The organism is Thauera sp., assembly GCF_035444905.1.
Classification (GTDB): Bacteria; Pseudomonadota; Gammaproteobacteria; order Burkholderiales; family Rhodocyclaceae; genus Thauera.
The window spans coordinates 20,883-46,228 of the sequence record NZ_DAOMPS010000017.1; the positions used below are offsets into that span (position 1 = coordinate 20,883).

Here is a 25,346-nt window from a genome sequence, read left to right on the forward strand (position 1 = left end):
GGCTCAGAAGCGGTAATCGAGGGCCAGGCGCAGGCTGCGGCCATCCTGCTCAAAGGCCGGCTGCCAGTGCAGGAACTGGCCACCACCGGGGTGCGCATGACGGCGGTCGAACAGGTTGAGTACGCTCAGCGAGACTTCCAGTCCCTTCGCCCAGCGTTCGGCGCGCAGGTGCAGATTGGAGCGCCAGTTCGCCGCGATCGCGTCGCCCGCCTCGTTGTAGCGCTTGCCGTCGTAGTGAAGTTCATAGCCCATGCGCAGGCCGGCGAAGGGCAGGGGCGAGGACAGGTGCAGCTTGGCGAGCACGCGCGGCGAGTTCTCCACCTTGCGCCCGTCGATGTCGCTGACGTCCTGCAGGGCGAGGCTGGTGCGCAGGCGGGCGCCCTGGGGCCACAGGCGCTGGGCCGAGAGCTCCATGCCCTTGGCCGTGACCTTGCCGAAGGACTGGTACTGCGGCAGTTCCGTGGCGGGCTCGATGCCGAGCCCGATGAAGTCGCTCAAGGTCCAGCGATAGAGCGAGGCGCGCAACTGCATCTCGCGCGACACGCGGTGGTCGGCGACCAGCTCGAAGGTGTCGATGGTCTCGCCGCCGAGCGCCGGGTTGGAGGACTGCACCTCGGGCTCCGCGTAGTCGCGCTCCCAGGCGTTGGGCGCGCGGTGGGCGCGACCGTAAAGCGCCTTCAGCGTGGTATCCGGGCTCGTCTGCCAGATCAGGCCGGCGCGCGGGCTGTACTGCGTGCCCGTGGTGCCGTTGTGGTCCATGCGCAGGCCGAGGGTGGTGGTCAGGGTCTCGGTCAGGCGCCATTCGTCCTGCATATAGACGCCGTAACGCGTGCCGGCGCGTTCGATCGCGATATCGTTGGTCGGGTCGGCGAGGTCGCGGATGAGCTGGTCGATGCGGCTGTTGCGTTGGTATTCGAGACCGAGCATCCACTTGTGCGCGGCGAAGGCGGTCGACACCAGTTGCAGCTCCGCTCCGTGCCAATCGCCGGCGGTCGGGTACCCGTATCCGGCACCGTCGAAACTGAGCACGCTGTCGTAGCGATAGCGGCCGGCGAAGGCGCGCGCGGACAGCGACAAGGTGTCGCTCAAGCTGTCCTGGTAGTGGAGCTGCGCGACGGTGCTGCGGTCCTCCTGGTACTGCCCGGGCCGCAGCGGATCGGAGCGGTACACGCCGGTCGGGTCGTCCTTGCGGCGGTCGCCGTGGGCCAGGTCGAAGGCCCAGGCGCCGCGCCCGACGCGGAAGAAGAGCTCGTTGTCGCGCTCGCCATCCATGCGTGTGGCGACCCCGCCGATGCCGGCGTCGCCGTAGTCGAAGAAGAGGTTCTCGCCGCGCGAGCGCATCGCGGTGGCCGACAGCAGCAGGTCGACGTCATTGTCGAGGCGCTTGCCCCAGCTCGCACGGGCGTGGCGGGTGGCCTGCGGCCATTGCCAGGAGGTGGACACTTCGCCACCGTCGACGGTGGCGCCACTGCGGGTGACGATGTTGATCACGCCGAACATCGCGTTCTGGCCGTACACCGCACCGCCCGGGCCGGGGATGTACTCGATGCGCTCGATCAGGTTGAGGTCGATCGGCAGCATGCGGCCATTGGGCGCGCCGTCATAGACCGGATCGTTGAGGCGATTGCCGTTGAGCGTGATCAGCACGCGGGTGGTGTAGTCGCCGGGCAGGGCGAAGCCGCGCACGCCGAGGTAGTGGTACTGGCGGTCGTAGGTGTCGTGCGTGCCCGGCAGCATCGCCAGCGCCTCGTCCAGCGTGTGCCAGCCGAAGGCCTTGATGTCCTCGCGCGTGATCACGGTCACCGCCGCGGCGACGTCGCTCTGGCGCTGCTCGTATTTCGACGCCCCGACCACGCTCACTGCCATCAAGTCCTCGAGGCTGAGCTCGGTGAGCTCGTCGGCGACGGCGGCCAATGGCCACCACAGGGAGGCGGTGGCCAGCGCGCACGCCACCGACCGGCGCACGAGGGAAGGGGCCCGCCGCGTGGCGAGCGCAGGGCGGGGCGTGGAGAAACTCATCGTGCGTCCTCGGAGGGCGAGCTGGCGCCTCCGAGAAGGCCGCCACAACTGTTTGCGATAGCTCAGTTTACGGCAGCTCCGGATTCCACTTGAGTGCGCTACGTCACACCCGGCGGCGCCACATCACCGGCCGCCCTCGTGCTGTGGCGAGGCCCTCAGGCCTTCAGCCCCAGCCGGCGGCAGATCTCCAGCGTCGGCGCGGCCTGGTTCATCGAATAGAAATGCAGGCCTGGTGCGCCGGCGGCGAGCAGCTGCTCGCACAGGCGGGTGACCACGTCGAGGCCGAAGGCGCGGATGGCGTCGCTGTCGTCGCCGTAGCTCTCGAAGGTCTTGCGCATCCAGCGCGGGATCTCGGCGCCGCAGGCATCCGAGAAGCGCGCCAGCTTGCTGAAGCTGCCGATCGGCATGATGCCGGGCACGATCGGGGTGTCCAGGCCCAGCTTGCGCACCTCGTCGACGAAGTGCAGGTAGGCGTCGAGGTTGTAGAAATACTGCGTGATCGCCGAGTTGGCGCCGGCCTCGACCTTGCGCTTGAAGGCGGCGAGGTCGTCCTTCGGGCTCTTCGCCTGCGGGTGCCATTCGGGGTAGGCGGCGACCTCGATGTGGAAGCGGTCGCCGGTCTCGGCGCGGATGAATTCGACCAGCTCGCTGGCGTAGCGGAATTCGCCCGCCGCGCCGGCGCCCGAGGGCAGGTCGCCGCGCAGCGCGACGATGCGGCGGATGCCGGCGTCCACGTACTCCTGCAGGATGCCGCGGATGCTGTCGCGACTGGCGCCGACGCAGGACAGGTGGGGGGCGGCCTCGTAGCCGGCGGCGGCGATCTCCTTGACGGTGGCGAAGGTACGCTCGCGGGTCGAGCCGCCGGCGCCGTAGGTCACGGAGAAGAAGCCCGGCTCGAGCACGGCGAGCTGATCGCGCGTGGCGCGCAGCTTGTCGGCGCCTTCGGCGCTCTGCGGGGGGAAAAACTCGATCGAAAGTTCGGTGCGCATGGCGGTATCAGGTGTTGTCGACATCCGGCGTGCGGATGGCGTGGAAAAAGAACTCGCGGTTGCCGTCGCCGCCGCTGATGGGCGAGTCGAACCAGTCGAGGATGATGAATCCGGCCGCATGCGCAGCCGCGCGCAGCCGCGCTTCGACCTCGGCATACAGCGCCGTGTCGCGCACGATGCCGCCCTTGCCGAGGCCCTGCGGGCCGACCTCGAACTGCGGCTTGACCAGCGCCAGCACATGGCCGGAGGGCGACAGCAGCGCCTGCCACTGCGGCAGCAGCAGCGCGAGCGAGATGAAGCTGGCGTCGCACACGAGCAGGTCGAAGCCCTGCGCCGGGTAGTGCGCGCCGAGCGCGGCCGGCGTGAGCTGGCGGGCATTGAGCCCTTCGAGCGTGATGCAGCGGCCATCCTTGCGCAGGCGCGGGTGCAACTGGTCGTGCCCGACCTCGACGCCGACCACCTTGGCCGCACCGGCCTGCAGCAGGCAGTCGCTGAAGCCGCCGGTCGATTGGCCGATGTCGAGGCACACGGCGCCGTGCACGTCGAGCCGGCTGCGGGCGAGCGCGCCTTCGAGCTTGAGCGCGCCCCGCGACACGAAGCGGTCGCTGTCGTCGGCGGTGACCACCAGCCTGGCGTCGGGCGGCAGCTCCAGCGCCGGCTTGTTGACCGCTTGGCCCTCGTGGCTGACGCGGCCGGTGTCGATCAGCGCGCGCGCCGTGGTGCGCGAGGGCGCGAGCCCTTGCGCCACCAGCAACTGGTCGACCCGCAGGAGGCCGTGACGGTCCACCGCCTTGCGCTGGTCGGCCGCATGGCGTGGCCGTCCCTGGCGGGCATGGAAGGAATTCATGCTCATCGGGACGGCCTCCTGCCCGGGCTCAGTAGCGGTACGAGTCCGCCTTGTACGGCCCTTCGACCGGTACGCCGATGTAGGCGGCCTGGGCCTCGGTCAGCACCGACAGTTGCGCGTTGAGCTTCTTCAGCTGCAGGCGGGCGACCTTCTCGTCGAGGTGCTTGGGCAGCGTGTAGACGCCCACCGGGTACTTGTCGGTGTGCTGGAACAGCTCGATCTGCGCGATCGTCTGGTTGGCGAAGGAGCTCGACATCACGTAGCTCGGGTGGCCGGTGGCGCAGCCGAGGTTCACCAGGCGGCCCTTGGCGAGCAGGATGATGCGCTTGCCGTCCGGGAAGATCACGTGATCGACCTGGGGCTTGATCTCCTCCCACTGGTAGCCCTCGATGCTGGCGACGTCGATCTCGTTGTCGAAGTGGCCGATGTTGCAGACGATGGCCTGATCCTTCATCTTCGCCATGTGATCGTGGGTGATCACGTGGTAGTTGCCGGTGGCGGTGACGAAGATGTCGGCCTTGTCGGCGGCCTCGTCCATGGTCACCACGCGATAGCCCTCCATCGCCGCCTGCAGGGCGCAGATCGGGTCGACCTCGGTCACCCAGACCTGGGCCGACAGCGCGCGCAGGGCCTGGGCCGAGCCCTTGCCGACGTCGCCGTAGCCGGCCACCACGGCGACCTTGCCGGCGATCATCACGTCGGTGGCGCGCTTGATGCCGTCTACCAGCGACTCGCGGCAGCCGTACAGGTTGTCGAACTTGGACTTGGTCACCGAATCATTGACGTTGATCGCCGGGAACTTGAGCTCGCCGCGCGCGTGCATCTGGTACAGGCGATGCACGCCGGTGGTGGTCTCCTCGGTCACGCCCCTGATCTGCGCCAGGCGGGTCGAGTACCACGCGGGGTCCTGCGCCAGCTTGGCCTTGATCGCGGCGAACAGCACGGTCTCCTCTTCCGAGCCCGGCTTGGCCAGCACCGAGAGGTCCTGCTCGGCGCGCGCGCCCAGGTGCAGCAGCAGCGTGGCGTCGCCGCCGTCGTCGAGGATCATGTTGGAGTAAGCCCCATCCGCCCATTCGAAGATGCGGTGGGTGTAGTCCCAGTAGTCGGCGAGCGATTCGCCCTTGACCGCGAACACCGGGATGCCGTCGGCGGCGATCGCGGCGGCGGCGTGGTCCTGGGTCGAGAAGATGTTGCACGAGGCCCAGCGCACCTCGGCGCCGAGCGCGGTCAGCGTCTCGATCAGCACCGCGGTCTGGATGGTCATGTGCAGCGAGCCGGTGATGCGCGCGCCCTTCAGGGGCTGGCGGGCGGCGTATTCCTCGCGGATCGCCATCAGGCCGGGCATCTCGGTCTCGGCGATGCGGATTTCCTTGCGGCCCCAGTCGGCGAGCGACAGGTCGGCGACGACGAAATCGGTGAAGTTGGTGTCAGCCACAGCGTTCATGTGAAGCTCCATGCTATGGCCGGGCAGCGATGCGGGCGGGCAGCGACACTGGCTGCGAGGGCTCACCCGGCATCCCGAACCCGGCAGGGTTGAAGACGATTAGCAGGGTGAGCGCCGTTGTACTGCAACCCGCCGGGCGGCGGGGTCCGAGCCTGGGGGCCGCGGCCGGCAAAGCCGGCGGGCGCCTCGCAGCGCTCCTCGGAAAGTCGCGATTATAACCGCCTCAACCGCCAGTGCGGCCGTTGTTTCGCACGATGCTGACGATCAGCGTGATCACCGTCAGCGGCAACACGTAGCCGAGCATGATCCCCGAGAAGGCGGGCAGGCTGTCGTGCTGCTGCGCCTGCAGCACCAGCCAGGCGGTGTAGGCGGCGTAATAGGCGAGGAACACGCCGCCTTCCCAGCGCGCGATCTCGCGCCCGGTGATCATGATCGGCAGGCAGGCGAAGGCCACTGCCAGCATCACCCACAGGTCGAAGTTGCGCGCCGCCTCCGACACCGGCAGGCCGGCGCCCGAGACGATGCCGGTGACGCCGAGCACGGCGAGGATGTTGAACACGTTGCTGCCGACCACGTTGCCCACCGCGATGTCGCGCTGGCCGCGGATGGCGGCGACGATCGAGGTGGCGATCTCGGGCATCGAGGTGCCTACCGCCACCACGGTCAGCCCGATCACCAGGTCGCTGACGCCGAAGGCACGCGCGAAGGCGACCGCGGCATCCACCAGCCAGTCCGCGCCCACCACCAGCATCGCCAGGCCCACCACCACCAGCGCGACCTGCACGCTCCAGTGGCGGTCCCAGTTCGAGGTCGGGATCTCGGTCTCGAACTCGTCCTGCACCGCCTTCGAGGCGCGCCGCGACTGCACGACCAGGAACACGGTGTAGGCCACCACCAGCGCGAACAGCGCGATCGACTCCAGCAGCCCGATGCGCCCGTCGAGCGCCACCACCACCAGCAGCACCGAGGCCCCGATCATGATCGGGATCTCCTGGCGGATGATCTGCTCGTCGACCAGCAGCGGCGTGATCAGGGCCGAAATGCCCAGGATCAGCAGGACGTTGGCGATGTTGCTGCCGACGACGTTGCCGATGGCGAGGTCGGGGTTGCCGGCGAGCGCCGAGCCCACCGACACCGCCATCTCCGGCGCGCTGGTGCCGAAGGCGACCACGGTCAGCCCCACCACCAGCGGCGACACGCCGAAGGACACGGCCAGCCGCGAGGCGCCGCGCACCAGCACATCGGCACCAATGACCAGCACCACCAGGCCGGCGACGAACATCAGGACTTGCTGGAGCATGGCGTTCCCCGCTTACAGCCCGGCGTCGGCGCGCAGCGCGGCGGCCTTGTCGGTCTGTTCCCAGGTGAAGTCGGGTTCGTCGCGGCCGAAGTGGCCGTAGGCGGCGGTCCGGGAGTAGATCGGGCGCAGCAGGTCGAGCGTCTGGATGATGGCCTTCGGGCGCAGATCGAAGTGCTTGCCGATCAGCGCCACGATCCTGTCTTCGGCCACCTTGCCGGTGCCGAAGGTGTTGACCATCAGCGACACCGGGCGCGCCACACCGATGGCGTAGGCCACCTGCACCTCGCACTTGTCGGCCAGGCCGGCGGCGACGATGTTCTTGGCCACGTAGCGGCCGGCATAGGCGGCCGAGCGGTCGACCTTGGACGGATCCTTGCCCGAGAACGCGCCGCCGCCGTGGTGGGCCGCGCCGCCGTAGGTGTCGACGATGATCTTGCGCCCGGTCAGGCCGCAGTCGCCGTGCGGGCCGCCGACCACGAAGCGGCCGGTGGGGTTGACCAGGTAGCGCACCTTGCCCTGCATCAGTTCCTTGGGCAGCACCGGCTTGATGATCAGCTCGATGACGGCCTCGCGGATCTGCTCCTGGGTCACGTCGGGGTCGTGCTGGGTGGACACCACCACGGTATCGATCGCCACCGGCTTGCCGTCGACGTACTTCACCGTGATCTGGCTCTTGGCGTCCGGGCGCAGCCACGGCAGGCGGCCGTCCTTACGCACTTCGGCCTGACGCTGCATGATGCGGTGCGCGTAGTAGATCGGCAGCGGCATCAGGCTGTCGGTCTCGTTGGTGGCGTAGCCGAACATCAGGCCCTGGTCGCCGGCGCCCTGGTCGAGCGGGTCGTCGTTGGCGGCATTGACGCCCTGGGCGATGTCGGGCGACTGGCGGTTGATCGCCGCCAGCACCGCGCAGCTCTTGTAGTCGAAGCCGATGTCGGAGTTGTCGTAGCCGATGCGGCGGATGACGTCCTGCGCGATCTCGCGGTAGTTGGGGTGGGCGGTGGTGGTGATCTCGCCCGAGATCACGACGAGGCCGGTGGACACCAGGGTCTCGCAGGCGACGCGCGCCTTCGGGTCCTCGGCCAGGATGGCATCGAGCACGCCATCGGAGACCTGGTCGGCGACCTTGTCCGGATGACCTTCGGATACCGACTCGGACGTAAACAGAAATTCAGCCATGTTGCCTTGCTCCAGAAACATAAAATCCCCGATCAGCCAACGACTTGCGTCTGCGGCCGGCTCCGGGGATCTCGTCGAGCAGCCGACGCTTTAGCAGTATTTTGCGCCCGTTGCTGTTGGCCGCGCCGCCCTGCAAGTTGTCGAGTTAACTCGGCGGTAAGGCGCGGATTATAGACCGGGATCGCTGGCTGTGTAAGCATTCGGGCCTGTGCTGAGAACCCGTGGCTGACCCGACGTGCTGCTTTCGCTTGTGTTTCGCCTCCTTTCGCGCCTGCCGCTGCCCTGGCTTCACCGCCTCGGCGGCTGGATGGGCTGGCTGACCTACAAGGCGTCGCCGTCCTACGCCCGCCGCCTGCGCGACAACCTCGCCAATGCGCTCGGTCGCGAGGACGAGTCGGTGCTGCGGGCGGCGGTCGTCGAGGCCGGGCGCCAGGCGCTCGAGCTGCCCTTCATCTGGCTGCGCCCGGCGCACGAGGTGGTGGCGGCCGCGGTGCGCACCGAGGGCTGGGAGCTGGTCGAGCAGGCACGCGCCGAGGGCGCCGGCATCCTCTTCATCACGCCGCACCTGGGCTGCTTCGAGATCACCGCGCAGTGCATCGCGGCCAGGATTCCGATCACCGTGCTCTATCGCCCACCGCGCAAGGCCGAGCTGCAGCCGCTGATGGAGGCGGGCCGCGCGCGCGGCCAGATGCGCACCGCGCCGGCCGACCTGTCGGGCGTGCGCAAGCTGGTCAAGACCCTGCGCAGCCACGAGGCGGTGGGAATGCTGCCCGATCAGGTGCCGGGCGCGGGCGAAGGCGTGTGGTCGCCCTTCTTCGGCAAGCCGGCGTGGACGATGACGCTGGCCGCGCGCCTGGCGGCGGTGAAGGGCGTGCGCGTGATCTACACCTGGGCCGAGCGCCTGCCGCGCGGCGAGGGCTACGTGTTCCGCCTGCAGGCGCCCACCGAGGCGCTGACCGGCGAGCTGGAGGCCGACGTCGCGATCATCAACCGCGAGGTCGAGCGCATGATCCTGCAGTGCCCGCAGCAATACCTGTGGGGCTACAACCGCTATAAGGGCCCGCGCCGCGAGCGCGAGGCAGGCGCGGAGGCCGCGACGGCGGAGCGGGACGGCCCGGCATGAGCCGTCTCGTCATCGCGCTGATCTGGCTGCTGCACTGGCTGCCGCTGGGGCTGCAGGCGCGCATCGGCAGCGGCTTCGGCCTGCTGCTGTACGGGGTGGTGGCGCCGCGGCGCAAGGTGGCGCTGACCAATCTGCGGCTGTGCTTTCCCGAGCTGTCGGAGGGCGAGCGGCGGGCACTGGCGCGGCGCAACTTCGCCTACACCGGGCGCAGCATGCTCGAGCGCGGGCTGGCGTGGTGGGCGAGTCCCGAGCGTCTGCGCCGGCTGGTGCGCATCGACGGCCTTGAGCACCTCAATGCGTTGCGCGCCGAGGGGCGGCCGGTGATCCTGCTCACGCCGCACTTTCTCGGCATCGACGTCGCCGGCACCCGGCTGTCGATGGAGGGCGAGTTCATCACCGTGTACTCGCCGCAGAAGGACAAGGTCTTCGACTACTGGCTCAAGCATGGCCGCAGCCGCTTCAACGACCAGGTCGTGCTGTCGCGCCACGAGGGCGTGCGCGCGACGGTGAAGGCGATGAAGTCCGGCCGCCCCTTCTACTACCTGCCCGACCTCGACTACGGCCGTAAGGAGTCGATCTTCGTGCCCTTCTTCGGCGTGCCGGCGGCCACCATCACCGGCCTGCCGCGCCTGGCGCGCCTGGCCGGCGCCGCGGTGATGCCCTGCGTCAGCCGCATCCTGCCGGGCGGCGCGGGCTATGTGCTGGAGCTGGGCGAGCCGTGGGCGGACTACCCCAGCGCCGACGTCGAGGCCGACACCGTGCGCATGAACCTCTGGCTCGAGGGGGTGGTGCGCAGCATGCCCGAGCAGTACTACTGGGTGCATCGCCGCTTCAAGACGCGACCGGAAGGCGAGCCGCGAATCTACTGAGCCGCCGCGATCGGCGCGTCGACGGTGGACGCTGCGCGCCGCGGTGGAGGACAATCGCGGCTTGCGGATCTTTCCGTCATCCGTCATTTCTGCCTTCCGGAAGGCCTCCTGATGAAACTGCGCTTCACAAAGATGCACGGCCTCGGCAATGACTTCGTCGTCATCGACGCCACGCGGACACCGGTCGAGCTGACGCCGGCGCGGGTGAGGGCGATCGCCGACCGCCACTTCGGCGTCGGCTGCGACCAGCTGCTGGTGGTCGAGCCCGCCGCCGGGGCCGACGTCGATTTCCGCTACCGCATCTTCAACGCTGATGGCAGCGAGGTCGAGCAGTGCGGCAATGGCGCGCGCTGCTTCGTGCGCTTCGTCCATGACAAGGGCCTCACCGACAAGCGCGAGATCCGGGTCGAGACGCGCTCGGGCGTCATTGCGCCGCGTCTGGGCGAGGACGGGCTGGTGAGCGTCGACATGGGCGTGCCCGCGCTCGAGCCGGCTCGCATCCCCTTCCTGTCGGACTCCGACGCCGTGGTGCAGCCGCTGGCGGTGGGCGAGCGGACGGTCGCCATCACCGCCGTGTCGATGGGCAACCCGCATGCGGTGCAGGTGGTGGCCGACGTCGATGCCGCGCCGGTGGCCGAGCAGGGCGCGCTGATCGAGCGCCACGAGCGCTTCCCGGCGCGCGTCAACGCCGGCTTCATGCAGGTGCTCGACCCGCATCGGGTGCGCCTGCGCGTGTTCGAGCGCGGCGCCGGCGAGACCCTGGCCTGCGGCACCGGCGCCTGCGCGGCCGTGGTCGCCGGCATCCTGCGCGGCCTGCTGGTGTCGCCGGTGCGGGTCGAGACCCGGGGCGGCGAGCTCGAGATCGACTGGGTCGGCCCGGGCACCCCGGTGCGGATGACCGGTCCCGCCGTGACCGTGTTCGAAGGCGAGATGGAACTGGCCTGAAGGAATATCGAATGAATGCCGAAGATGTCGCGCACTATCTGCGCACCCACCCCGATTTCCTCAACGAACACCATGAGCTGTTCGCCGAGCTCACCGTGCCTCACCCTCGCCATGGCGGGCAGGCGATCTCGCTGGCCGAGCGCCAGCTTCACGCGCTGCGCGACAAGATCCGCCTGCTCGAACTCAAGCTCGCCGAACTGATCCGTTTCGGCGAGGAGAACGACGACATCAGCGGCAAGGTCCATCGGCTGTCGGTCACCCTGTTGCTGGCGGGCAGTGTGGCTTCGGTGCGCCAGGCCGTGATCAGCAGCCTGCAGGACGACTTTGCCGTGCCGCACGTCGGCCTCGAGCTGTGGGCGGTGGTGGCGCAGCCCGAGGCCTGCGGCGTCAGCGAGGCTGCGCGCCGCCATATCGACAGCCTGCGCCATCCCTACTGCGGGGCGCCCGAGAGCATCGAGGTAGCGAGCTGGTTCGGCGAGGCTGCGCCGCATGTCCGCTCGCTGGCCCTGATGCCGCTGCGCAGCCAGGGCGTCTGCTTTGGTCTGCTCGCGCTCGGCAGCGCCGAGCCCGAGCGCTTCTATCCCGAGATGGGCACGCTCTACCTCAACCGCATCGGCGAGCTGGTGGCGGCCGCACTCGCCGCGCGCGCGGCCTGAACCCGCCCGCGGACCGCGCATGAAACGCAGCCGGGCGACGAGCCCCGCGGCCGGCAGCCGCAGCGAGTCAAGCGACCGGCAGGCGCTCATCAGCCCGTCGGTGGCGCCTCTGCCGGCCGACGGTGAGGCATGGCTCGACTGGCTTGCCAGCCAGCGGCGCGCGGCCGAGCTGACGCTGAAGGCTTACCGGGTGGGGCTGCATGCCCTGCTGCGGCTGGCCGAGGGGCGGGCGCCGGAGACGCTCGACACGCAGGACATCCGCCGCTTTGTCGCCCGCCTGCATGGCGAGGGGCTGAGCGGGCGCTCGATTGCCCGTCATCTGTCGGCCTGGCGCGGCTTTTACCGCTGGCTCGCGCGTCACCGCGGTCTGCGCGCCAATCCCGCGCTCGGCGTGCGGCCACCAAAGTCGCCCGCCACCTTGCCGCGGGTGCTGTCGCCCGACCAGGCCAAGGCCTTGCTCGACCCGGCGCCGGAAAGTCTGCTCGAAATTCGCGATATCGCCATATTCGAGCTTTTCTACTCCTCCGGTTTGCGCGTCTCCGAGCTGGCGGCGCTCGATGTCGACCGCGGACTGGACCTGGACGAAGGCCTTGTCACCGTCACCGGCAAGCGCCAGCGCAGTCGCAGCGTGCCGGTCGGCGGGCCGGCGGTCGTCGCGCTGAGGCAGTGGCTGGCGGTGCGCGGCCAGCTCGCGCCGGCGGGCGAAGCCGCGCTTTTCGTCACCCGCAGCGGCGGCCGCCTGAGCACCGGCGGCATCGCCAGCCGCCTGGGCCATCGCGCGCAGGCGCTGGGGCTGGGCGTGCATGTGCACCCGCACATGCTGCGCCACAGCTTCGCCAGCCACCTGCTGCAATCCAGTGGCGACCTGCGCGCGGTGCAGGAACTGCTCGGCCATGCAAGCATCCGCAGCACCCAGATCTACACCCATCTCGACTTCCAGCACCTGGCCAAGGTGTACGACGCCGCCCACCCGCGCGCGCGCAAGTAGTCGCCGGCTTCAGGCGCCGTTTTCCCCAGCTTGGGTATTTCCGCACAGAGCGCCGCGGAGGCCTCGGTTATGCTGCGCTTCAGGAAGCATTTAATAAATATTTAATTTATGTCGGTATCGCAGGCATTCGCATGGTTGCGCATGCGATGCCCATACCCTGAACGCCATGTCCTCTTCAGTCCAGCCCCACAGCGCGTCGCCGATCGTCACGGATGCGTCCAACGACGCGATTTCGCACGCCTTTGCCCACCGTTCCCTGAGGTCGGTTGCGCTGCTGCTCGCGCGCCACGAGATCCGCAACCTGCGGCGCTGGTTCGAGGAGTTCGATCGCGACATCCTGCTGCCGATCCTGCTTGGTGAGATTGCGCTGCACAATATCGGCGCGTTCGACACCGGCGGCGGACGGGGCGGCGACGGCGAGGACAAAGGCGGGCGGCCGCGCCAGGCGGCGGTCGAAGCGGTGCCGACCGCGCTCGACCTGGACTGCGCGATGAAGCCCTGTAATGCCTACTCGATCGCCGCCGCGACCGGACTGCCGCGTGAGACCGTGCGGCGCAAGATCGTCCGCCTCGTCGAGCTGGGCTGGATCAGCCGCCAGGACAATGGCCACCTCTTCGTCAGTCGCGAGGCCCTGGCGCATTTCGGCCGGCTGCTGAGTTCGCGAGAATTGTCGGAATTGCTTGAAACGGCCGATCGCGCGCGCGCCCTGCTCGACACGTCCGAGGCGCCCTGACCCTCAGGGCGTGCGTGCGCTGCCCGGCGCCCGGTAGTCCGGGTTGGGCCCGGGGGTGGCGCGGTACATGGCGGCGCTGATGAGCGCCAGCGCCAGCACCACGAGCAGGAAGTAGCAGCGTTGCGCAGGCGCGGCCGGCAGCCTGCGGCGGGCGCTGTAGTACATCTGGTGCATGTACTGGGCACCGAGCACGGCCAGCACCAGCAGGCCGGCGCCGAGCAGGCGCGATGCGGCGGCGTCGAACTGGCGCCCGATCGCCGGGTCCCAGCGCTCGGGCAGGAAGAACACCGGCGCCTGCATGATCAGGTAGAGCCCGCCCACCAGGCACAGGGTCAGCATGACCACCTGCAGCGAACGCACGGCAGGCTCCGCTCAGGCGTCGAACAGGTCACCGCCGCTGCGCGGTGGCGCCAGCCCGAAGTGCTGCCAGATCGAATGCGTCGCCATGCGCCCGCGCGGCGTGCGCTGCAGATAGCCCTGCTGGATCAGGTAGGGCTCGATGACGTCCTCGATGGTGTCGGTGGATTCGCCGATCGCCGCGGCGATGTTGTCCAGGCCGACCGGGCCGCCGCCGAACTTCTCCAGCATCGCCGACAGCAGTTTGCGGTCCATCAGGTCCAGCCCGAGCGTGTCCACATCCAGCATCTTCAGCGCCGCATCCGCCACCGCGGCCGTGATGTGGCCGCCGGCCTTGACCTCGGCGTAGTCGCGCACCCGGCGCAGCAGGCGGTTGGCGATGCGCGGCGTGCCGCGTGCGCGGCGGGCGATCTCGAGGGCGCCGGCATCGTCGATCTCGACGTTGAGCAGGCGTGCCGAGCGGCCGACGATGAAGGCAAGCTCATCCGCGGTATAGAACTCCAGCCTCGACACGATCCCGAAGCGGTCGCGCAGCGGGTTGGTGAGCATGCCGGCGCGGGTGGTGGCGCCGACCAGGGTGAAGGGCGGCAGGTCGAGCTTGACCGAGCGCGCCGCCGGGCCCTCGCCGATCATGATGTCGATCTGGAAGTCTTCCAGCGCCGGGTAGAGGATCTCTTCGACCACCGGCGACAGGCGGTGGATCTCGTCGATGAAGAGTACGTCGTGCGGCTCGAGGTTGGTCAGCAGCGCGGCGAGGTCGCCGGCGCGCTCCAGCACCGGACCGGAGGTCTGGCGCAGGTTCACCCCCATCTCGGCGGCGACGATGTGGGCGAGCGTGGTCTTGCCCAGGCCTGGCGGGCCGAACAGCAGCACGTGGTCCAGTGCCTCGCTGCGCTTGCGCGCGGCCTGGATGAAGATCTCGAGCTGCTCGCGGATCTTGGCCTGACCCACGTATTCGGCCAGGCGCTTGGGGCGCAGCGCGCGCTCGATCGCGTCTTCCTGGCGGTCGGCCGGGCGGGGGGAGATCAGGCGCTCGGCGGTGCCGGCCTGCAGCTTGTCGGTCTCGATCATGGTGGCAGCTTAGCGTGTGTTCAGCCCTTCGACAGCAGCTTCAGCGCCTGGCGGATGCCGTCCGAGACGCCGACGTCCTCGCCCAGCCCCTTCATCGCGGACAGCGCCTCGCGCTCGTTGTAGCCCAGCGCGAGCAGGGCGTTCAGGATGTCGCTCTTCGCATCCGGGGGCGCGCCGGGGGCGGCGGCGAGCCGGGCCCCTGTCGCGTTCGGCAAGGCCTTGCCGAGCTTGTCGCGCAGCTCGAGCAGCAGGCGCTCGGCGGTCTTCTTGCCGATGCCGGGGATCTTCACCAGGCGGCCGCTTTCCTGCAGCGCGACGGCTTGCGCGAGGTCGTTGACCGACAGCCCGGACAGCACCGCCAGCGCCATGCGCGCACCGATGCCCGACACCTTGAGCAACTGGCGGAAGGTGGCGCGCTCTTCCTCGGTGGCGAAGCCGAACAGGAAGTGGCCGTCCTCGCGCACCACGTGGTGGGTGTGCAGGCTGAGCGGGCCGCCGGTGGCGGGCAGGTTGTAGAAGGTGCTCATCGGCACGTCGATCTCGTAGCCGACGCCGTGCACGTCGACGAGGATCTGCGGCGGGTTCTTTTCCAGCAGGGTGCCGGTGATGCGTCCGATCATGATTGCGCCTGGCCAAGCGGGGGAGGATGAGGGCGGAGTCTACCAGCGCGGCGCGGGCCTGCTCGTCCTGGTGGGTGAAAATTCATACAGTCCGAGCCCTGGCTGGGCTGTTCCCATGCGCCTGGCTGCGGTGCAGCGCCTGCCTCAGGCTAGAATCGTGGGCTTTCGCGCTGGCGCCCGCCGCCAGCGCCCACAATGAGGAGACCCCCGATGCTGCCGATGAAGAAGTTGTCTGTCGCCCTTGCCCTGTGCGGCGCCGCTACCCTCAACGCCGCCGCCCAGGCGGCTGACATCAAGGTCGGCATCGCGCTCGACATCTCGGGGCCGTTCGCCGCGCTCGGCGCCGAGGCGCGCGACGGCTTCGAGCTGGCGATCGAGAAGCTCGGCGGGCAGCTCGGCGGCAAGCCGACGGAATTCCTGCGCACCGACTTCGGCGGCAACCCGGAGCAGGCCAATCAGCTCGTTTCGCGCTACCTGCAGCGCGACAAGATCGACTTCTTCACCGGCCCGATCGGCTCCAACGCCGCGCTCGCCGTCGGCCCGGCGCTGTTCGCCGCCAAGGTGCCCTACCTGTCGGCCAACCCGGGGCCCAGCGCCTACGCCGGCGACAAGTGCAACGCCTACTTCTTCGCCCAGTACCAGAACGACACCTACGACGAGGCCGCGGGCAAGGTCGCCAACGAGAAGGGCTACCGGAACGTGGTGCTGATCGCCCCCAACTATCCGGCGGGAAAGGACCACCTCAACGGCTTCAAGCGCCTGTTCGCCGGCACGGTGAAGGACGAGATCTATACCAAGCTCGGCCAGATCGACTACGCCGCCGAGATCGCGCAGATCCGCGCCGCCAAGCCGGACGCGGTGTTCTTCTTCCTGCCCGGGGCGATGGGGATCAACTTCGTCAAGCAGTACGTCGGTGGCGGCCTCAAGGACATCCCGCTGATCGCCCCCGGCTTCTCCGCCGACGAGGACGTGATCCAGGCGGTGGGCGAGCCGATGCTCGGCGTGCTCAACACCGCGCACTGGGCGCACGACCTCGAGGTGCCGGCCAATGCCGAGTTCGTCGCCGCCTTCCGCCAGAAGTACGGCGGCCGCTACCCCTCGGTGTATGCGGCGATGGCCTACGACACCCTGATGGCGATGGACGCCGCGGTGCGCGACGTCGGCGGCAACATCGAGGACCGCGAGGCCTTGCTCAAGGCGCTCAAGAACCCGAGCTTCCAGTCGGTGCGCGGCGACTTCCAGTACGGCGCCAACAACTTCCCGGTGCAGAACTACTACCTGCGCGAAGTGGGCAAGGACGCCGAGGGCCGCATCACCAACAAGCTGGTCGGCGTGACCCTCGAGCAGCACCAGGACGCCTACGTCGGCGCGTGCAGGATGTAAGCGGGCCGGGTCGCCGCCGCGATGGATGCCATCTTCGTCTTCGAGCAACTGCTCAACGGCCTGGGCTACGGGCTCATGCTGTTCCTGATCGCCGCCGGGCTCACGCTCGTGTTCGGCATCATGGACACCATGAACCTCGCCCACGGCTCGCTCTACATGGCCGGCGCCTACGTCGCCGCGCGCGTGCATGAGGCGAGCGGCTCCTTCGCCGGCGCGGTGGCGCTGGCGGTGCTGGTGACGGTGGCGATCGCCGCGGCGCTCGAGTGGCTGGTGGTGCGCCGGCTGTACCGGCGCGACCACCTGGTGCAGGTGCTGGCCACCTTCGGCATCATCCTGATCGCCGACGACCTGGTGAAGATGATCTGGGGGCCGGCGCCGATCATGGCCTCGACCCCGGCGGCGCTGGCCGGCCCGGTGCTGCTCTTCGAAGGCCTGCCCTATCCGTCCTACCGCCTGCTGCTGATCGGCGCCGGGCTGGCGGTGGCGCTCGGGCTCTACCTGCTGGTGAACAACACCCGCGTCGGCATGCTGGTGCGCGCCGGCGCCTCGAACCGGCAGATGGCCGAATACATGGGCGTGCGCGTGGGTGCGGTGTTCGCCTTCGTGTTCGCGCTCGGCGCGGCGCTGGCCGCGCTCGCCGGCGCGCTGATGGCGCCGATCAGCTCGGTGCAGGTGGGCATGGGCGAGACCATCCTGATCCCCGCCCTGGTGGTGATCGTGATCGGCGGCATCGGCTCGGTGCGCGGCGCCTTCGTCGCCGCGCTGCTGGTCGGGCTGGTCGATACCGCCGGTCGCGCCTTCCTGCCGCCGGCGCTGCGTGCGGTGCTGCCGCCTTCGGTGGCGGCCGACCTTGGTCCGGCGCTGGCCAGCATCGCCATGTACGTGCTGATGGCGGCGGTGCTGAGCCTGAAGCCCGCCGGCCTGTTCCCGGCGCGCGGGTGAGGGCGGCGATGCAGCAAGGCTGTCCCGCGCTGTGGCGCCGTCTGCCCTGGCTGGTGCTGGCCCTGCTGGCGGTGTTCCCGCTGCTGGCGCCGGCCTTCGGGCTGGAGTATTACGTCGGCTTCGTGCGCCGCGTGCTGATCGTGGCGATCGCGGCGACCAGCCTCAACTTCATCCTCGGCTACGGCGGTATGGCGGCGCTGGGCCATGCGGGCTTCATCGGCGTGGGCGCCTATACGGTGGTGGCGCTGGTCGAGGCCGGCTTCTCATCAGCCTGGCTGGCGTGGGGCGCGGCCGCCGTCGTCGCCGGCCTGGCGGCCAGCGCCATCGGGCTGGTGTCGCTGCGCACGCGCGGGGTGTACTTCATCATGATCACGCTTGCCTTCGCGCAGATGCTCTACTACCTGGCGGTGTCGCTGCGCACCTGGGGCGGCGACGACGGCTACGGCCTCTACAGCCCGCTGGCGCTGGGCAGCTGGCTCGACGGTGCGCACCCGCAGGTCTTCTACTGGGTGGTGCTGGCGATCGCGGCGGTGGTGTTCGCGCTTTTCAGCCGCGTCGCGCACTCGCGCTACGGCCACGCGCTGCGCGGCATCCGCGACAACGAGACGCGCATGGTGGCGCTCGGTTACCCGGTGTTCCGCCTCAAGCTCGCCGGCTTCGTCGCCGCCGGCGCGGTGGCGGGCCTGGCCGGCGGCCTGCTCGCCAGCCACAACGCCTTCGTCAGCCCGGGCATGATGCACTGGACGCAGTCGGCGCTGCTGCTGGTGATGGTGATCCTGGGTGGCGCCGGCCGGCGCTGGGGTGCGCCCCTGGGCGTGGCGCTGTGGCTGACGCTGGAGGAGGTGCTGAAGCTGTACACCGACTACTGGCACTGGCCGCTCGGCCTGCTCCTGCTGCTGATCGTGTTCCACGCCCCGCAGGGCGTGGCGGCGCTGTTCGAGCGCCGCGGGGAGCAGGCATGAGCCTCTTTCACGCGCACGGCCTGGTCAAGCGCTTCGGCGGCCTGCTCGCCACCGACCACGTCGAGCTGGCCGTGGAGGCGGGCGAGATCCACGCGCTGATCGGCCCCAACGGCGCAGGCAAGTCCACGCTGGTCAATCTGATTTCCGGCCTGCTGCCGGCGGATGCCGGGCGCATCGTGCTCGACGGCGTCGATCTCACCAAGCTCGCGCCGCACCAGCGTGTGCACCATGGCCTGGCGCGCTGCTTCCAGGTCACCAGCGTATTCCGCAACGACAGCGTGCGCGACAACCTGCTGCTCGCGGTGCAGGCACAGGCCGGCTCGAGCCTTCGCGCGCTGCGCCGGCGCGAGGCCGAGCACGCGCTCAGCGCCCAGGCCGAGGCCCTGGCTGCGCGCACCGGCCTGGCCGCAGTGCTGGAGCGCAACGCCGGCACCCTGCCGCACGGCCTGCAGAAGCGCCTGGACGTGGCGCTCGCGCTCGCCGCGCGGCCCAGGCTGCTGCTGCTCGACGAGCCGATGGCCGGCATGGGCCCGGAAGACTCGCAGCAGATGGTGGCGATGATCGCCGGCCTGCGCCGCGACACCGCCATCCTGCTCATCGAGCACGACATGGACGCGGTGTTCCAGCTCGCCGACCGCATCTCGGTGCTGGTCTATGGCCGCGTGCTGACCTCGGGCGATGCCGCGCATGTGAAGGGCCACCCCGAGGTGCAGTCGGTCTATCTGGGCACTGAGGTGGCGGGGTGACGAAGGCCTACCGCACAAGGCCGTGCAGCTTGCGGGCGCGGGCCCCGTCCGCCGCCGCTGGAGCGCCGCGATGAGCGCGCCGCTGCTGAGCTGTCGCGGCCTGGAGGCCGGCTACGGGGTGAGCCAGGTGCTGTTCGGTCTGGACTTCGACATCCAGCCCGGCGAGGTGCTGGCCTTGCTCGGGCGCAATGGCATGGGCAAGAGCACCACCATCAAGACCCTGGTCGGCGGCCTGCGCCTGCAGCGCGGCGAGATCCGCTTCGACGGCCGCCCCATCCACGCCGCCAGCGCCGACGCCATCGCGCGGCTGGGCGTGGCGATCGTGCCCGAGGGCCGGCAGTGCTTTCCCAACCTCACCGTGCGCGAGCACCTCATCGCCTTCGCCGATACCCGCAACGGCGTCGCCGAGCCGTGGACGCTGGCGCGCCTGTACGCGCTCTTCCCCCGCCTGGCCGAGCGCGCCGGCCACATGGGCAATCAGCTCTCCGGCGGCGAACAGCAGATGCTGGCGATCGCGCGCGCGCTGTCGACCAACCCGCGCCTGCTGATCCTGGACGAAGCCACCGAGGGCCTGGCGCCGGTGATCCGCGACGAGATCTGGCGCTGCCTGGCGCTACTCAAGGCCCAGGGCCAGACCACGCTGGTGGTGGACAAGTACGTCGACAAGCTGCTCGCGCTCGCCGACCGCAACCTCATCCTCGAGCGCGGGCGCATCGCCTGGCAGGGCAGCTCGGCCGAACTGGATGGCCAGCGGGCGTTGTGGACGCGCTATCTCGGGGTTTGAGCCGCGTCAGGAAAAAGCGAGCACCGCGGCCAGAACGCCGCCATGCGCGAGCGCGGCGACGATGGTGCGCTTGATGGCCGGAGCCAGCTCCGAGGGGTCGGAGGCGTGCTCGAGCAGGTCGCGGCCGGCGGGGAAGGACAGGGCCACGGTGAGCGCGGCGGCGGCGGTCTTCTGCGGCAGCAGTTCGTTGGCCACTATGGCGACCAGCCAGGCGTAGGCGGCGATCGCGATCAGCAGGTAGCCCCACTTGGCCACCTGCGGGCCGAGGCGCACCACCAGGGTGCGCTTGCCGCTGGCGGCGTCGCCGTCGTGGTCGGGGAACTGGTTGATGAACAGCAGGTTGGCGACCAGCAGCGCATACGACAGGCCGGCCGCCACCGGCAGCAGGTCGAAGGCGCCGCGCTGCACGAAGTCCGCGCCGACCACCACCAGCAGCCAGCAGGCGACGATGACGAGCTCGCCGAAGCCGCGGCACACGAGCTTGAGCGGTGGCGCGGAGTAGGCCCAGCCCAGCACCAGCCCGGCCAGCCCGATCACCAGCAGGCCGGGTCCGGCCTGCCAGGCGAGCCACACGCCGCCCGGCACCACCGCGGCGAGCAGGCCGTAGCCGAGCAGCGCCGTCTGGCGCGGCGTATGCACGCCGTTCTGGATGAAGCGGCTGCCGCCGGTGAAGGGGAACAGCCGGCCGCGGTTGGCGTCGTCGGCGCCGCTCAGGGCGTCGTGGTAGTCGTTGATGACGTTGCCGCCGGCGTGCGCCAGCAGCGCGAGCAGCACGGTGAGCGCGGCATGCAGCGGGTCGATGGCGACGCCGCCGGCATGGGCGCTGGCGATGCCGATCAGGCAGCCGACCAGGGTGACGGCGAGGAAGGCCGGGCGGGTGGCGGCGGCGAGGCGCAGCAGCGGATTACGCAGCCGCTCGGGACGGGGTTCGGCGGGATGCACGGTGGCAGCGCTCACAACAGCACGATGTCGTACTGCTCCTGCGTGTAGCTGGCTTCGGCGTGGAGCGAGACCTTCTTGTCGATGAAGTCCGACAGCATCGCCAGCGACTGGCTTTCCTCGTCGAGGAAGAGGTCGATCACGTCGGGCGAGGCGAGCACGCGGAACTCCCGGGCGTTGAACTGGCGCGCCTCGCGCAGCAGCTCACGCAGGATCTCGTAGGCCACGGTGCGCGCGGTCTTGACCTCGCCGCGGCCGCCGCAGGTGGGGCAGGGCTCGCACAGCAGGTGGGCGAGGGATTCGCGGGTGCGCTTTCTCGTCATCTCCACCAGGCCGAGCGCGGTGAAGCCGTTGATCGTCATCTTGGTGTGGTCGCGCGACAAGGCCTTGCGGAACTCCTCCAGCACCATCTCGCGGTGCTCGACGTTCTCCATGTCGATGAAGTCGATGATGATGATGCCGCCGAGGTTGCGCAGCCGGAGCTGACGGGCGATGGCCTGGGTCGCCTCGAGGTTGGTCTTGAAGATGGTGTCGTCGAAGTTGCGCGCACCGACGAAGCCGCCGGTGTTGACGTCGACGGTGGTCATCGCCTCGGTCTGGTCGATGATCAGGTAACCGCCGGACTTGAGCTCGACGCGGCGGGCGAGCGCCTTCTGGATCTCTTCCTCGACGTTGTAGAGCTCGAACAGCGGGCGCTCGCCGCTGTAGTGCTCGAGCAGCGGCAGCACCTTGGGCGTGTATTCGGCGGCGAAGGCGGTGAGTTTCTGGAAGTTCTCCCGCGAGTCCACGCGGATGCGGGCGGTCTCGTCGTTGGCGAGGTCGCGCAGCGCCCGTTGGCCCAGGCCGAGGTCCTCGTGCAGCAGGCGGGGCGGGAAGACGCCGGCGGTGCTGGCCGAGATCTCGCGCCACAGCTTGCGCAGGTAGGCGATGTCGGCCGCGAGCTCTTCGTCGGAGGCCGACTCGGCCATGGTGCGGACGATGAAGCCGCCGGGCTCTTCGTCGGGCACCAGGGCGGTGAGGCGGCCGCGCAAGGCCTCGCGCTCGGCCTCGTCCTCGATCCGCTGCGAGATGCCGATGTGCTTTTCCTGGGGCAGGTACACCAGCAGCCGGCCGGCCAGGCTGACCTGGGTCGACAGGCGCGCGCCCTTGGTGCCGATCGGATCCTTCAGCACCTGCACCATCAGGCTCTGGCCTTCGGCCAGGATGCGCTCGATCGGGCGCGCGCCTTCGCCGTTCTGGCGGTCGCTCCAGATGTCGGCCACATGCAGGAAGGCGGTGCGCTCGAGGCCGATGTCGATGAAGGCCGACTGCATGCCGGGCAGCACGCGCACCACCTTGCCGAGGTAGAGGTTGCCGACGATGCCGCGGCTGGCGGTGCGCTCGATGTGCAGCTCCTGCACCACGCCCTGCTCGATGACGGCGACGCGGGTTTCCTGCGGCGTGAAGTTGATCAGGAACTCGATGCTCACGCCTTGTCTCCGCTGCCGAACAGTTCGAGCAGCTGCGCGGTCTCGAACAGCGGCAGGCCCATGATGCCGGAATAGCTGCCGTGGATCTCCTCGACGAACACCGCGGCGCGGCCCTGGATGCCGTAGGCGCCGGCCTTGTCCAGCGGTTCGCCGCTGGCCACGTAGTGGCGGATGCTGTGCTCGTCGAGCGTGGTGAAGCGCACCTGGCTGATCGACACCCGGCTGCGGATGCGTTCGCCATTGCTCACCGCCACCGCGGTCAGCACGCGGTGCGTGCGCCCGGACAGGCGGCTGAGGATGGCGTGGGCGTCGGCCGCATCGCGGGGCTTGCCGATGATCTCGCCATCGAGCTCGAGCGTAGTGTCGGCCGCCAGCACCGGGTGGCGCAGCAGCTTGCGCCACAGCACGCGACGCATGCCGGCCTCGGCCTTGGCGAGCGCGAGGCGCTCGACGTAGCGCTCGACGCCCTCGCCGGGCAGCGGCGTCTCGTCCACGTCCGCATCTTCGCCGCGCTCGCCGTCGCGGAAGGTGAGGACGTCGAAGTTCACCCCGATCTGGCGCAGCAGGTCGCGCCGGCGGGGGCTCTTGGAAGCAAGGTAGATGCGCGGGTACATGGGCGTCGGGCGGTGTCTATTCGCGATGATAGGGGTGGTTGCGCAGCACGGTCCATGCGCGGTACAGCGCCTCGGCCAGCAGCGGACGCACCAGGGCGTGGGGCAGGGTGAGGCTGGACAGGCGGATGGCCTCGTGCGCACTGGCCTTGAGGGCGGGCGCGAGGCCGTCGGGCCCGCCCACGATCAGGGCCACGTCCTGGCCTTCGCCCTGCCAGGCTTCCAGGCGCTGCGCCAATGCCACGGTGCTGAGGTCGGCGCCGCGTTCGTCGAGGATCACCCGCCGGCAGCGCGCCGGCAGCGCGGCTTCGATGCGTGCGGCCTCGGCCGTCATCATGGCCTCGACCGTCTTGCCGCTGGTGCGCGGCTCGGCCTTCACCTCGACCAGCTGCAGCGGCAGCTCGCGCGGCATGCGGCGGGCGAACTCGTCGAAGCCGGCCTGCACCCAGCCCGGCATGCGGTGGCCGACGGCGACGAGGACGAGCTTCACGGCAGCACGCGCGTCAGGTCAGCGGCTGGTCGCGGCCCGGCGGCTGGCGGGCGTGGTGTTCCACAGTTCCTCGAGCTTGTAATAGCTGCGCACGGCGGGCTGCATCACATGCACGACGATGCTGCCGAGGTCGACCAGCACCCATTCGCCAGTGTCCTGGCCTTCGATGCTGAGCACCTCGCCACCGGCCTCCTTGACCTTGTCCTGCACGTTCTGCGCCAGGGCGCGGGTCTGGCGGCTGGATTCGGCGCTGGCGATGACGATGCGGTCGAACAGCGGCGTGTGCGTCGAGGTGTCGATGACCTCGATGTCACGGGCCTTGATGTCCTCGAGCGCGGCGACGACGATTTTCTGCAGGGTGGGGATGTCCATGGGCTCAGCCGTATAGATGGTGCGCGGCAATATAGTCGAGAACGGAATCGGGCAGCAAATAGCGCACGCTGTGGCCGTTCCGGACCAGGTCGCGGATGAGTGAGGCGGAAATCGCCAGTGGCGTCATGTCGAAGGGCAGGACGCAGCCGGCGGGGGTGGTGGCCAGGTCGGCCGGGTCCTTGCGATGGCGGCCGTGGCAGGCGGCGGCGAGTTCGGGTGACAGCGTGGCCGGCCAGCGCCGGCCGTGCGGCGCGTAGCCGGGGCGGTTGGCGACAGCGATGTGGGCGAGCTCGAACAAGGCCTGCCAGCGATGCCAGCCCGGCAGGCCCTCGAAGGCATCGGCGCCGAGGATCAGTACCAGCGGCCGCGCCGGGCCGAGTTCGGCACGCAGGCGCTCGAGGGTGAGCACGGTGTAGCTCTTGTCGCTGCTGCGCACCTCGCCGTCGTCGACCTCCAGCCCCGCATTGCCGGCAATGGCCAGGCGGGCCATGGCGAGGCGATGCTCGGCGCTGCTGCGCGGCGCGCCGCGGTGGGGCGGCTGGCCGGCCGGGACCAGGCGCACGGCGGCGAGGCCCAGCGCCTCGCGCGCTTCCTCGGCGAGCCGCAGGTGGCCGAGGTGGATCGGGTCGAAGGTGCCGCCGAGCAGGCCGAGCGGGCCGTCGCCGCACGCGCCGGCGGGCGCCGCGAGGCGCGCCTCAGGCGGCATCGTCGCTGTCCAGCGGCGGACGGACGATGGCCGGCGGCGCGTCGGGCAGGCCGAAGACGTCGCGCGTGGTGGTGTAGAAGGTGGCGAAGATCACCGGCACGACGATGAGCGGGATCGGCAGCGAGGCCAGGGTGCCGAGCGTGGGCGACAGCAGGCCGAGCACGCCGATGACGAGACCGGGCAGGATGGCGCCGAAGATCGCCACGCCGATGGCGTAGGCGAGGAAGGGCCGCCAGTTCTGCAGGCAGGCGTAGAAGCTGAAGAACAGCGCCTTGGGTGCGGAGATCTTCCACCACGCGGCGAGCACCGGGGCGAACCAGTAGGCCATCACCACCGGCGTCGACAGCACGATGGCGAACATCAGCGTGAAGCCGACCGTGGAGTCGCCCGCCGGCTGCTCGTCGATGCCCTCGCCGCGCATCAGCGCGAACAGGCTGCCGTCGTCGATCAGCGAAACCAGCAACAGCACCACCAGGGTGGCGACCAGATAGATGCCGCCGATCGCGATCAGGGCCTGGAGGTTGGTCTTGAAGCCGGAGAACAGCACCTCGGGCCCGACCTTGCGGCCGCCATCGATGGCGCGGCAGGCGTTGAGCACGCCCACCGACAACGCCGGCATCAGCAGCGAGGCGGCAAGCTGGCCGAGCAGCGGCACCAGGCTCAGCACGACGATGGCGAGCAGGTAGCCGAAGGTGGCGAAAGTGATCAGCGCCGGGTTGCGGCGCCACAGCGTGAGGCCCTCGCGCAGCCAGAACCAGCCACGCTGCATGGGGAGTCGGTTTGCTTGCATTGAAGTGTCTTGGGC

Annotated in this window: 27 protein-coding genes and 1 riboswitch; of the genes, 11 read left to right on the plus strand and 16 right to left on the minus strand. The window is 69.8% G+C overall.

Features of this window, described 5'->3' with window-relative positions; genetic code table 11:
• Positions 1-3: 3 nt before the first annotated feature.
• From PLC66_RS09820 to metK, 6 genes are all read right to left on the minus strand, one after another.
• A complete protein-coding gene (locus tag PLC66_RS09820) occupies positions 4-2,019 on the minus strand; it encodes a TonB-dependent receptor plug domain-containing protein (RefSeq protein WP_324539833.1) in 2,016 nt (671 codons plus the stop codon).
• Between the two features lie 155 nt (positions 2,020-2,174).
• A complete protein-coding gene (gene metF, locus PLC66_RS09825) occupies positions 2,175-3,008 on the minus strand; it encodes a methylenetetrahydrofolate reductase [NAD(P)H] (protein WP_324539835.1) in 834 nt (277 codons plus the stop codon).
• 7 nt (positions 3,009-3,015) lie between these two features.
• Positions 3,016-3,861, minus strand: coding sequence for a TlyA family RNA methyltransferase (locus PLC66_RS09830; RefSeq protein ID WP_324539836.1), 846 nt, complete (start codon positions 3,859-3,861; stop codon positions 3,016-3,018).
• Between the two features lie 22 nt (positions 3,862-3,883).
• Complete coding sequence (gene ahcY / locus PLC66_RS09835; protein ID WP_324539838.1) at positions 3,884-5,299, minus strand: adenosylhomocysteinase; 1,416 nt, start codon at positions 5,297-5,299, stop codon at positions 3,884-3,886.
• A gap of 102 nt (positions 5,300-5,401) precedes the next feature.
• Positions 5,402-5,505, minus strand: a riboswitch (S-adenosyl-L-homocysteine riboswitch).
• A 17-nt stretch (positions 5,506-5,522) separates the two neighbouring features.
• Complete coding sequence (locus PLC66_RS09840) at positions 5,523-6,599, minus strand: calcium/sodium antiporter (RefSeq protein WP_324539840.1); 1,077 nt, start codon at positions 6,597-6,599, stop codon at positions 5,523-5,525.
• Between the two features lie 12 nt (positions 6,600-6,611).
• Positions 6,612-7,775, minus strand: coding sequence for a methionine adenosyltransferase (metK, locus tag PLC66_RS09845; RefSeq protein WP_324539843.1), 1,164 nt, complete (start codon positions 7,773-7,775; stop codon positions 6,612-6,614).
• A gap of 235 nt (positions 7,776-8,010) precedes the next feature.
• Here metK and PLC66_RS09850 point away from each other — a divergent pair, with 235 nt between their 5' ends.
• The 6 genes from PLC66_RS09850 (at position 8,011) to PLC66_RS09875 (ending at position 13,089) form a co-directional block, all read left to right on the plus strand.
• The gene (locus PLC66_RS09850; protein ID WP_324539845.1) at positions 8,011-8,898 is read left to right on the plus strand and encodes a lysophospholipid acyltransferase family protein; all 888 of its coding nucleotides are present in this window, start codon (positions 8,011-8,013) and stop codon (positions 8,896-8,898) included.
• Positions 8,895-9,767 carry a lysophospholipid acyltransferase family protein gene (locus tag PLC66_RS09855; RefSeq protein ID WP_324539847.1) on the plus strand — a complete coding sequence of 291 codons (873 nt, stop codon included), beginning with the start codon at positions 8,895-8,897 and terminating at the stop codon, positions 9,765-9,767. The genes PLC66_RS09850 and PLC66_RS09855 overlap by 4 nt, the downstream gene beginning before the upstream one ends.
• 111 nt (positions 9,768-9,878) lie before the next feature.
• Positions 9,879-10,712, plus strand: coding sequence for a diaminopimelate epimerase (gene dapF / locus PLC66_RS09860; protein ID WP_324539849.1), 834 nt, complete (start codon positions 9,879-9,881; stop codon positions 10,710-10,712).
• 11 nt (positions 10,713-10,723) lie between these two features.
• Positions 10,724-11,368, plus strand: a complete 645-nt coding sequence (locus PLC66_RS09865) for a DUF484 family protein (protein WP_324539851.1) — start codon at positions 10,724-10,726, stop codon at positions 11,366-11,368.
• A 19-nt stretch (positions 11,369-11,387) separates the two neighbouring features.
• Positions 11,388-12,356: a tyrosine recombinase XerC gene (gene xerC / locus PLC66_RS09870; RefSeq protein WP_324539853.1), complete on the plus strand. Its 969-nt coding sequence runs from the start codon at positions 11,388-11,390 to the stop codon at positions 12,354-12,356.
• Between the two features lie 166 nt (positions 12,357-12,522).
• Positions 12,523-13,089, plus strand: a complete 567-nt coding sequence (locus tag PLC66_RS09875; RefSeq protein WP_324539855.1) for a hypothetical protein — start codon at positions 12,523-12,525, stop codon at positions 13,087-13,089.
• A gap of 3 nt (positions 13,090-13,092) precedes the next feature.
• Here PLC66_RS09875 and PLC66_RS09880 read toward each other — a convergent pair whose 3' ends face one another.
• The 3 genes from PLC66_RS09880 to ruvA are packed head-to-tail and all read right to left on the minus strand — an operon-like array spanning position 13,093 to position 15,137.
• Positions 13,093-13,449, minus strand: a complete 357-nt coding sequence (locus PLC66_RS09880; RefSeq protein WP_324539856.1) for a hypothetical protein — start codon at positions 13,447-13,449, stop codon at positions 13,093-13,095.
• Positions 13,450-13,461: 12 nt separating this feature from the next.
• Positions 13,462-14,517 (minus strand): Holliday junction branch migration DNA helicase RuvB, encoded by a 1,056-nt coding sequence (gene ruvB, locus PLC66_RS09885; protein WP_324539858.1) that lies wholly within the window; start codon positions 14,515-14,517, stop codon positions 13,462-13,464.
• Between the two features lie 20 nt (positions 14,518-14,537).
• Complete coding sequence (gene ruvA / locus PLC66_RS09890; protein WP_324539860.1) at positions 14,538-15,137, minus strand: Holliday junction branch migration protein RuvA; 600 nt, start codon at positions 15,135-15,137, stop codon at positions 14,538-14,540.
• A gap of 210 nt (positions 15,138-15,347) precedes the next feature.
• Here ruvA and PLC66_RS09895 point away from each other — a divergent pair, with 210 nt between their 5' ends.
• The 5 genes from PLC66_RS09895 (at position 15,348) to PLC66_RS09915 (ending at position 19,954) form a co-directional block, all read left to right on the plus strand.
• Positions 15,348-16,520, plus strand: a complete 1,173-nt coding sequence (locus PLC66_RS09895) for an ABC transporter substrate-binding protein (RefSeq protein WP_324539862.1) — start codon at positions 15,348-15,350, stop codon at positions 16,518-16,520.
• Positions 16,521-16,541: 21 nt separating this feature from the next.
• Entirely contained in the window at positions 16,542-17,462 is a 921-nt protein-coding gene (locus PLC66_RS09900; RefSeq protein ID WP_324539864.1) for a branched-chain amino acid ABC transporter permease, read from the plus strand.
• Between the two features lie 8 nt (positions 17,463-17,470).
• Positions 17,471-18,424 carry a branched-chain amino acid ABC transporter permease gene (locus PLC66_RS09905; protein WP_324539866.1) on the plus strand — a complete coding sequence of 318 codons (954 nt, stop codon included), beginning with the start codon at positions 17,471-17,473 and terminating at the stop codon, positions 18,422-18,424.
• Positions 18,421-19,170: an ABC transporter ATP-binding protein gene (locus PLC66_RS09910; RefSeq protein WP_324539868.1), complete on the plus strand. Its 750-nt coding sequence runs from the start codon at positions 18,421-18,423 to the stop codon at positions 19,168-19,170. Before PLC66_RS09905 ends, PLC66_RS09910 begins: the two co-directional genes overlap by 4 nt.
• 70 nt (positions 19,171-19,240) lie before the next feature.
• A complete protein-coding gene (locus PLC66_RS09915; RefSeq protein WP_324539870.1) occupies positions 19,241-19,954 on the plus strand; it encodes an ABC transporter ATP-binding protein in 714 nt (237 codons plus the stop codon).
• A 6-nt stretch (positions 19,955-19,960) separates the two neighbouring features.
• On the opposite strand, the gene PLC66_RS09920 is transcribed toward PLC66_RS09915, so the two are convergent.
• The 7 genes from PLC66_RS09920 to PLC66_RS09950 are packed head-to-tail and all read right to left on the minus strand — an operon-like array spanning position 19,961 to position 25,331.
• Positions 19,961-20,911 carry a prenyltransferase gene (locus PLC66_RS09920; RefSeq protein WP_324539872.1) on the minus strand — a complete coding sequence of 317 codons (951 nt, stop codon included), beginning with the start codon at positions 20,909-20,911 and terminating at the stop codon, positions 19,961-19,963.
• Positions 20,908-22,362 carry a ribonuclease G gene (gene rng / locus PLC66_RS09925; protein WP_324539874.1) on the minus strand — a complete coding sequence of 485 codons (1,455 nt, stop codon included), beginning with the start codon at positions 22,360-22,362 and terminating at the stop codon, positions 20,908-20,910. Before rng ends, PLC66_RS09920 begins: the two co-directional genes overlap by 4 nt.
• The gene (locus PLC66_RS09930) at positions 22,359-22,976 is read right to left on the minus strand and encodes a Maf family protein (RefSeq protein ID WP_324539876.1); all 618 of its coding nucleotides are present in this window, start codon (positions 22,974-22,976) and stop codon (positions 22,359-22,361) included. Before PLC66_RS09930 ends, rng begins: the two co-directional genes overlap by 4 nt.
• Before the next feature lie 16 nt (positions 22,977-22,992).
• Positions 22,993-23,463, minus strand: coding sequence for a 23S rRNA (pseudouridine(1915)-N(3))-methyltransferase RlmH (rlmH, locus tag PLC66_RS09935; RefSeq protein ID WP_324539878.1), 471 nt, complete (start codon positions 23,461-23,463; stop codon positions 22,993-22,995).
• An 18-nt stretch (positions 23,464-23,481) separates the two neighbouring features.
• Positions 23,482-23,835 (minus strand): ribosome silencing factor, encoded by a 354-nt coding sequence (rsfS, locus tag PLC66_RS09940; protein ID WP_324539880.1) that lies wholly within the window; start codon positions 23,833-23,835, stop codon positions 23,482-23,484.
• 4 nt (positions 23,836-23,839) lie between these two features.
• Entirely contained in the window at positions 23,840-24,541 is a 702-nt protein-coding gene (nadD, locus tag PLC66_RS09945) for a nicotinate-nucleotide adenylyltransferase (RefSeq protein WP_324539881.1), read from the minus strand.
• The gene (locus PLC66_RS09950) at positions 24,531-25,331 is read right to left on the minus strand and encodes a BPSS1780 family membrane protein (protein ID WP_324539883.1); all 801 of its coding nucleotides are present in this window, start codon (positions 25,329-25,331) and stop codon (positions 24,531-24,533) included. The genes nadD and PLC66_RS09950 overlap by 11 nt, the downstream gene beginning before the upstream one ends.
• Positions 25,332-25,346: the final 15 nt, after the last annotated feature.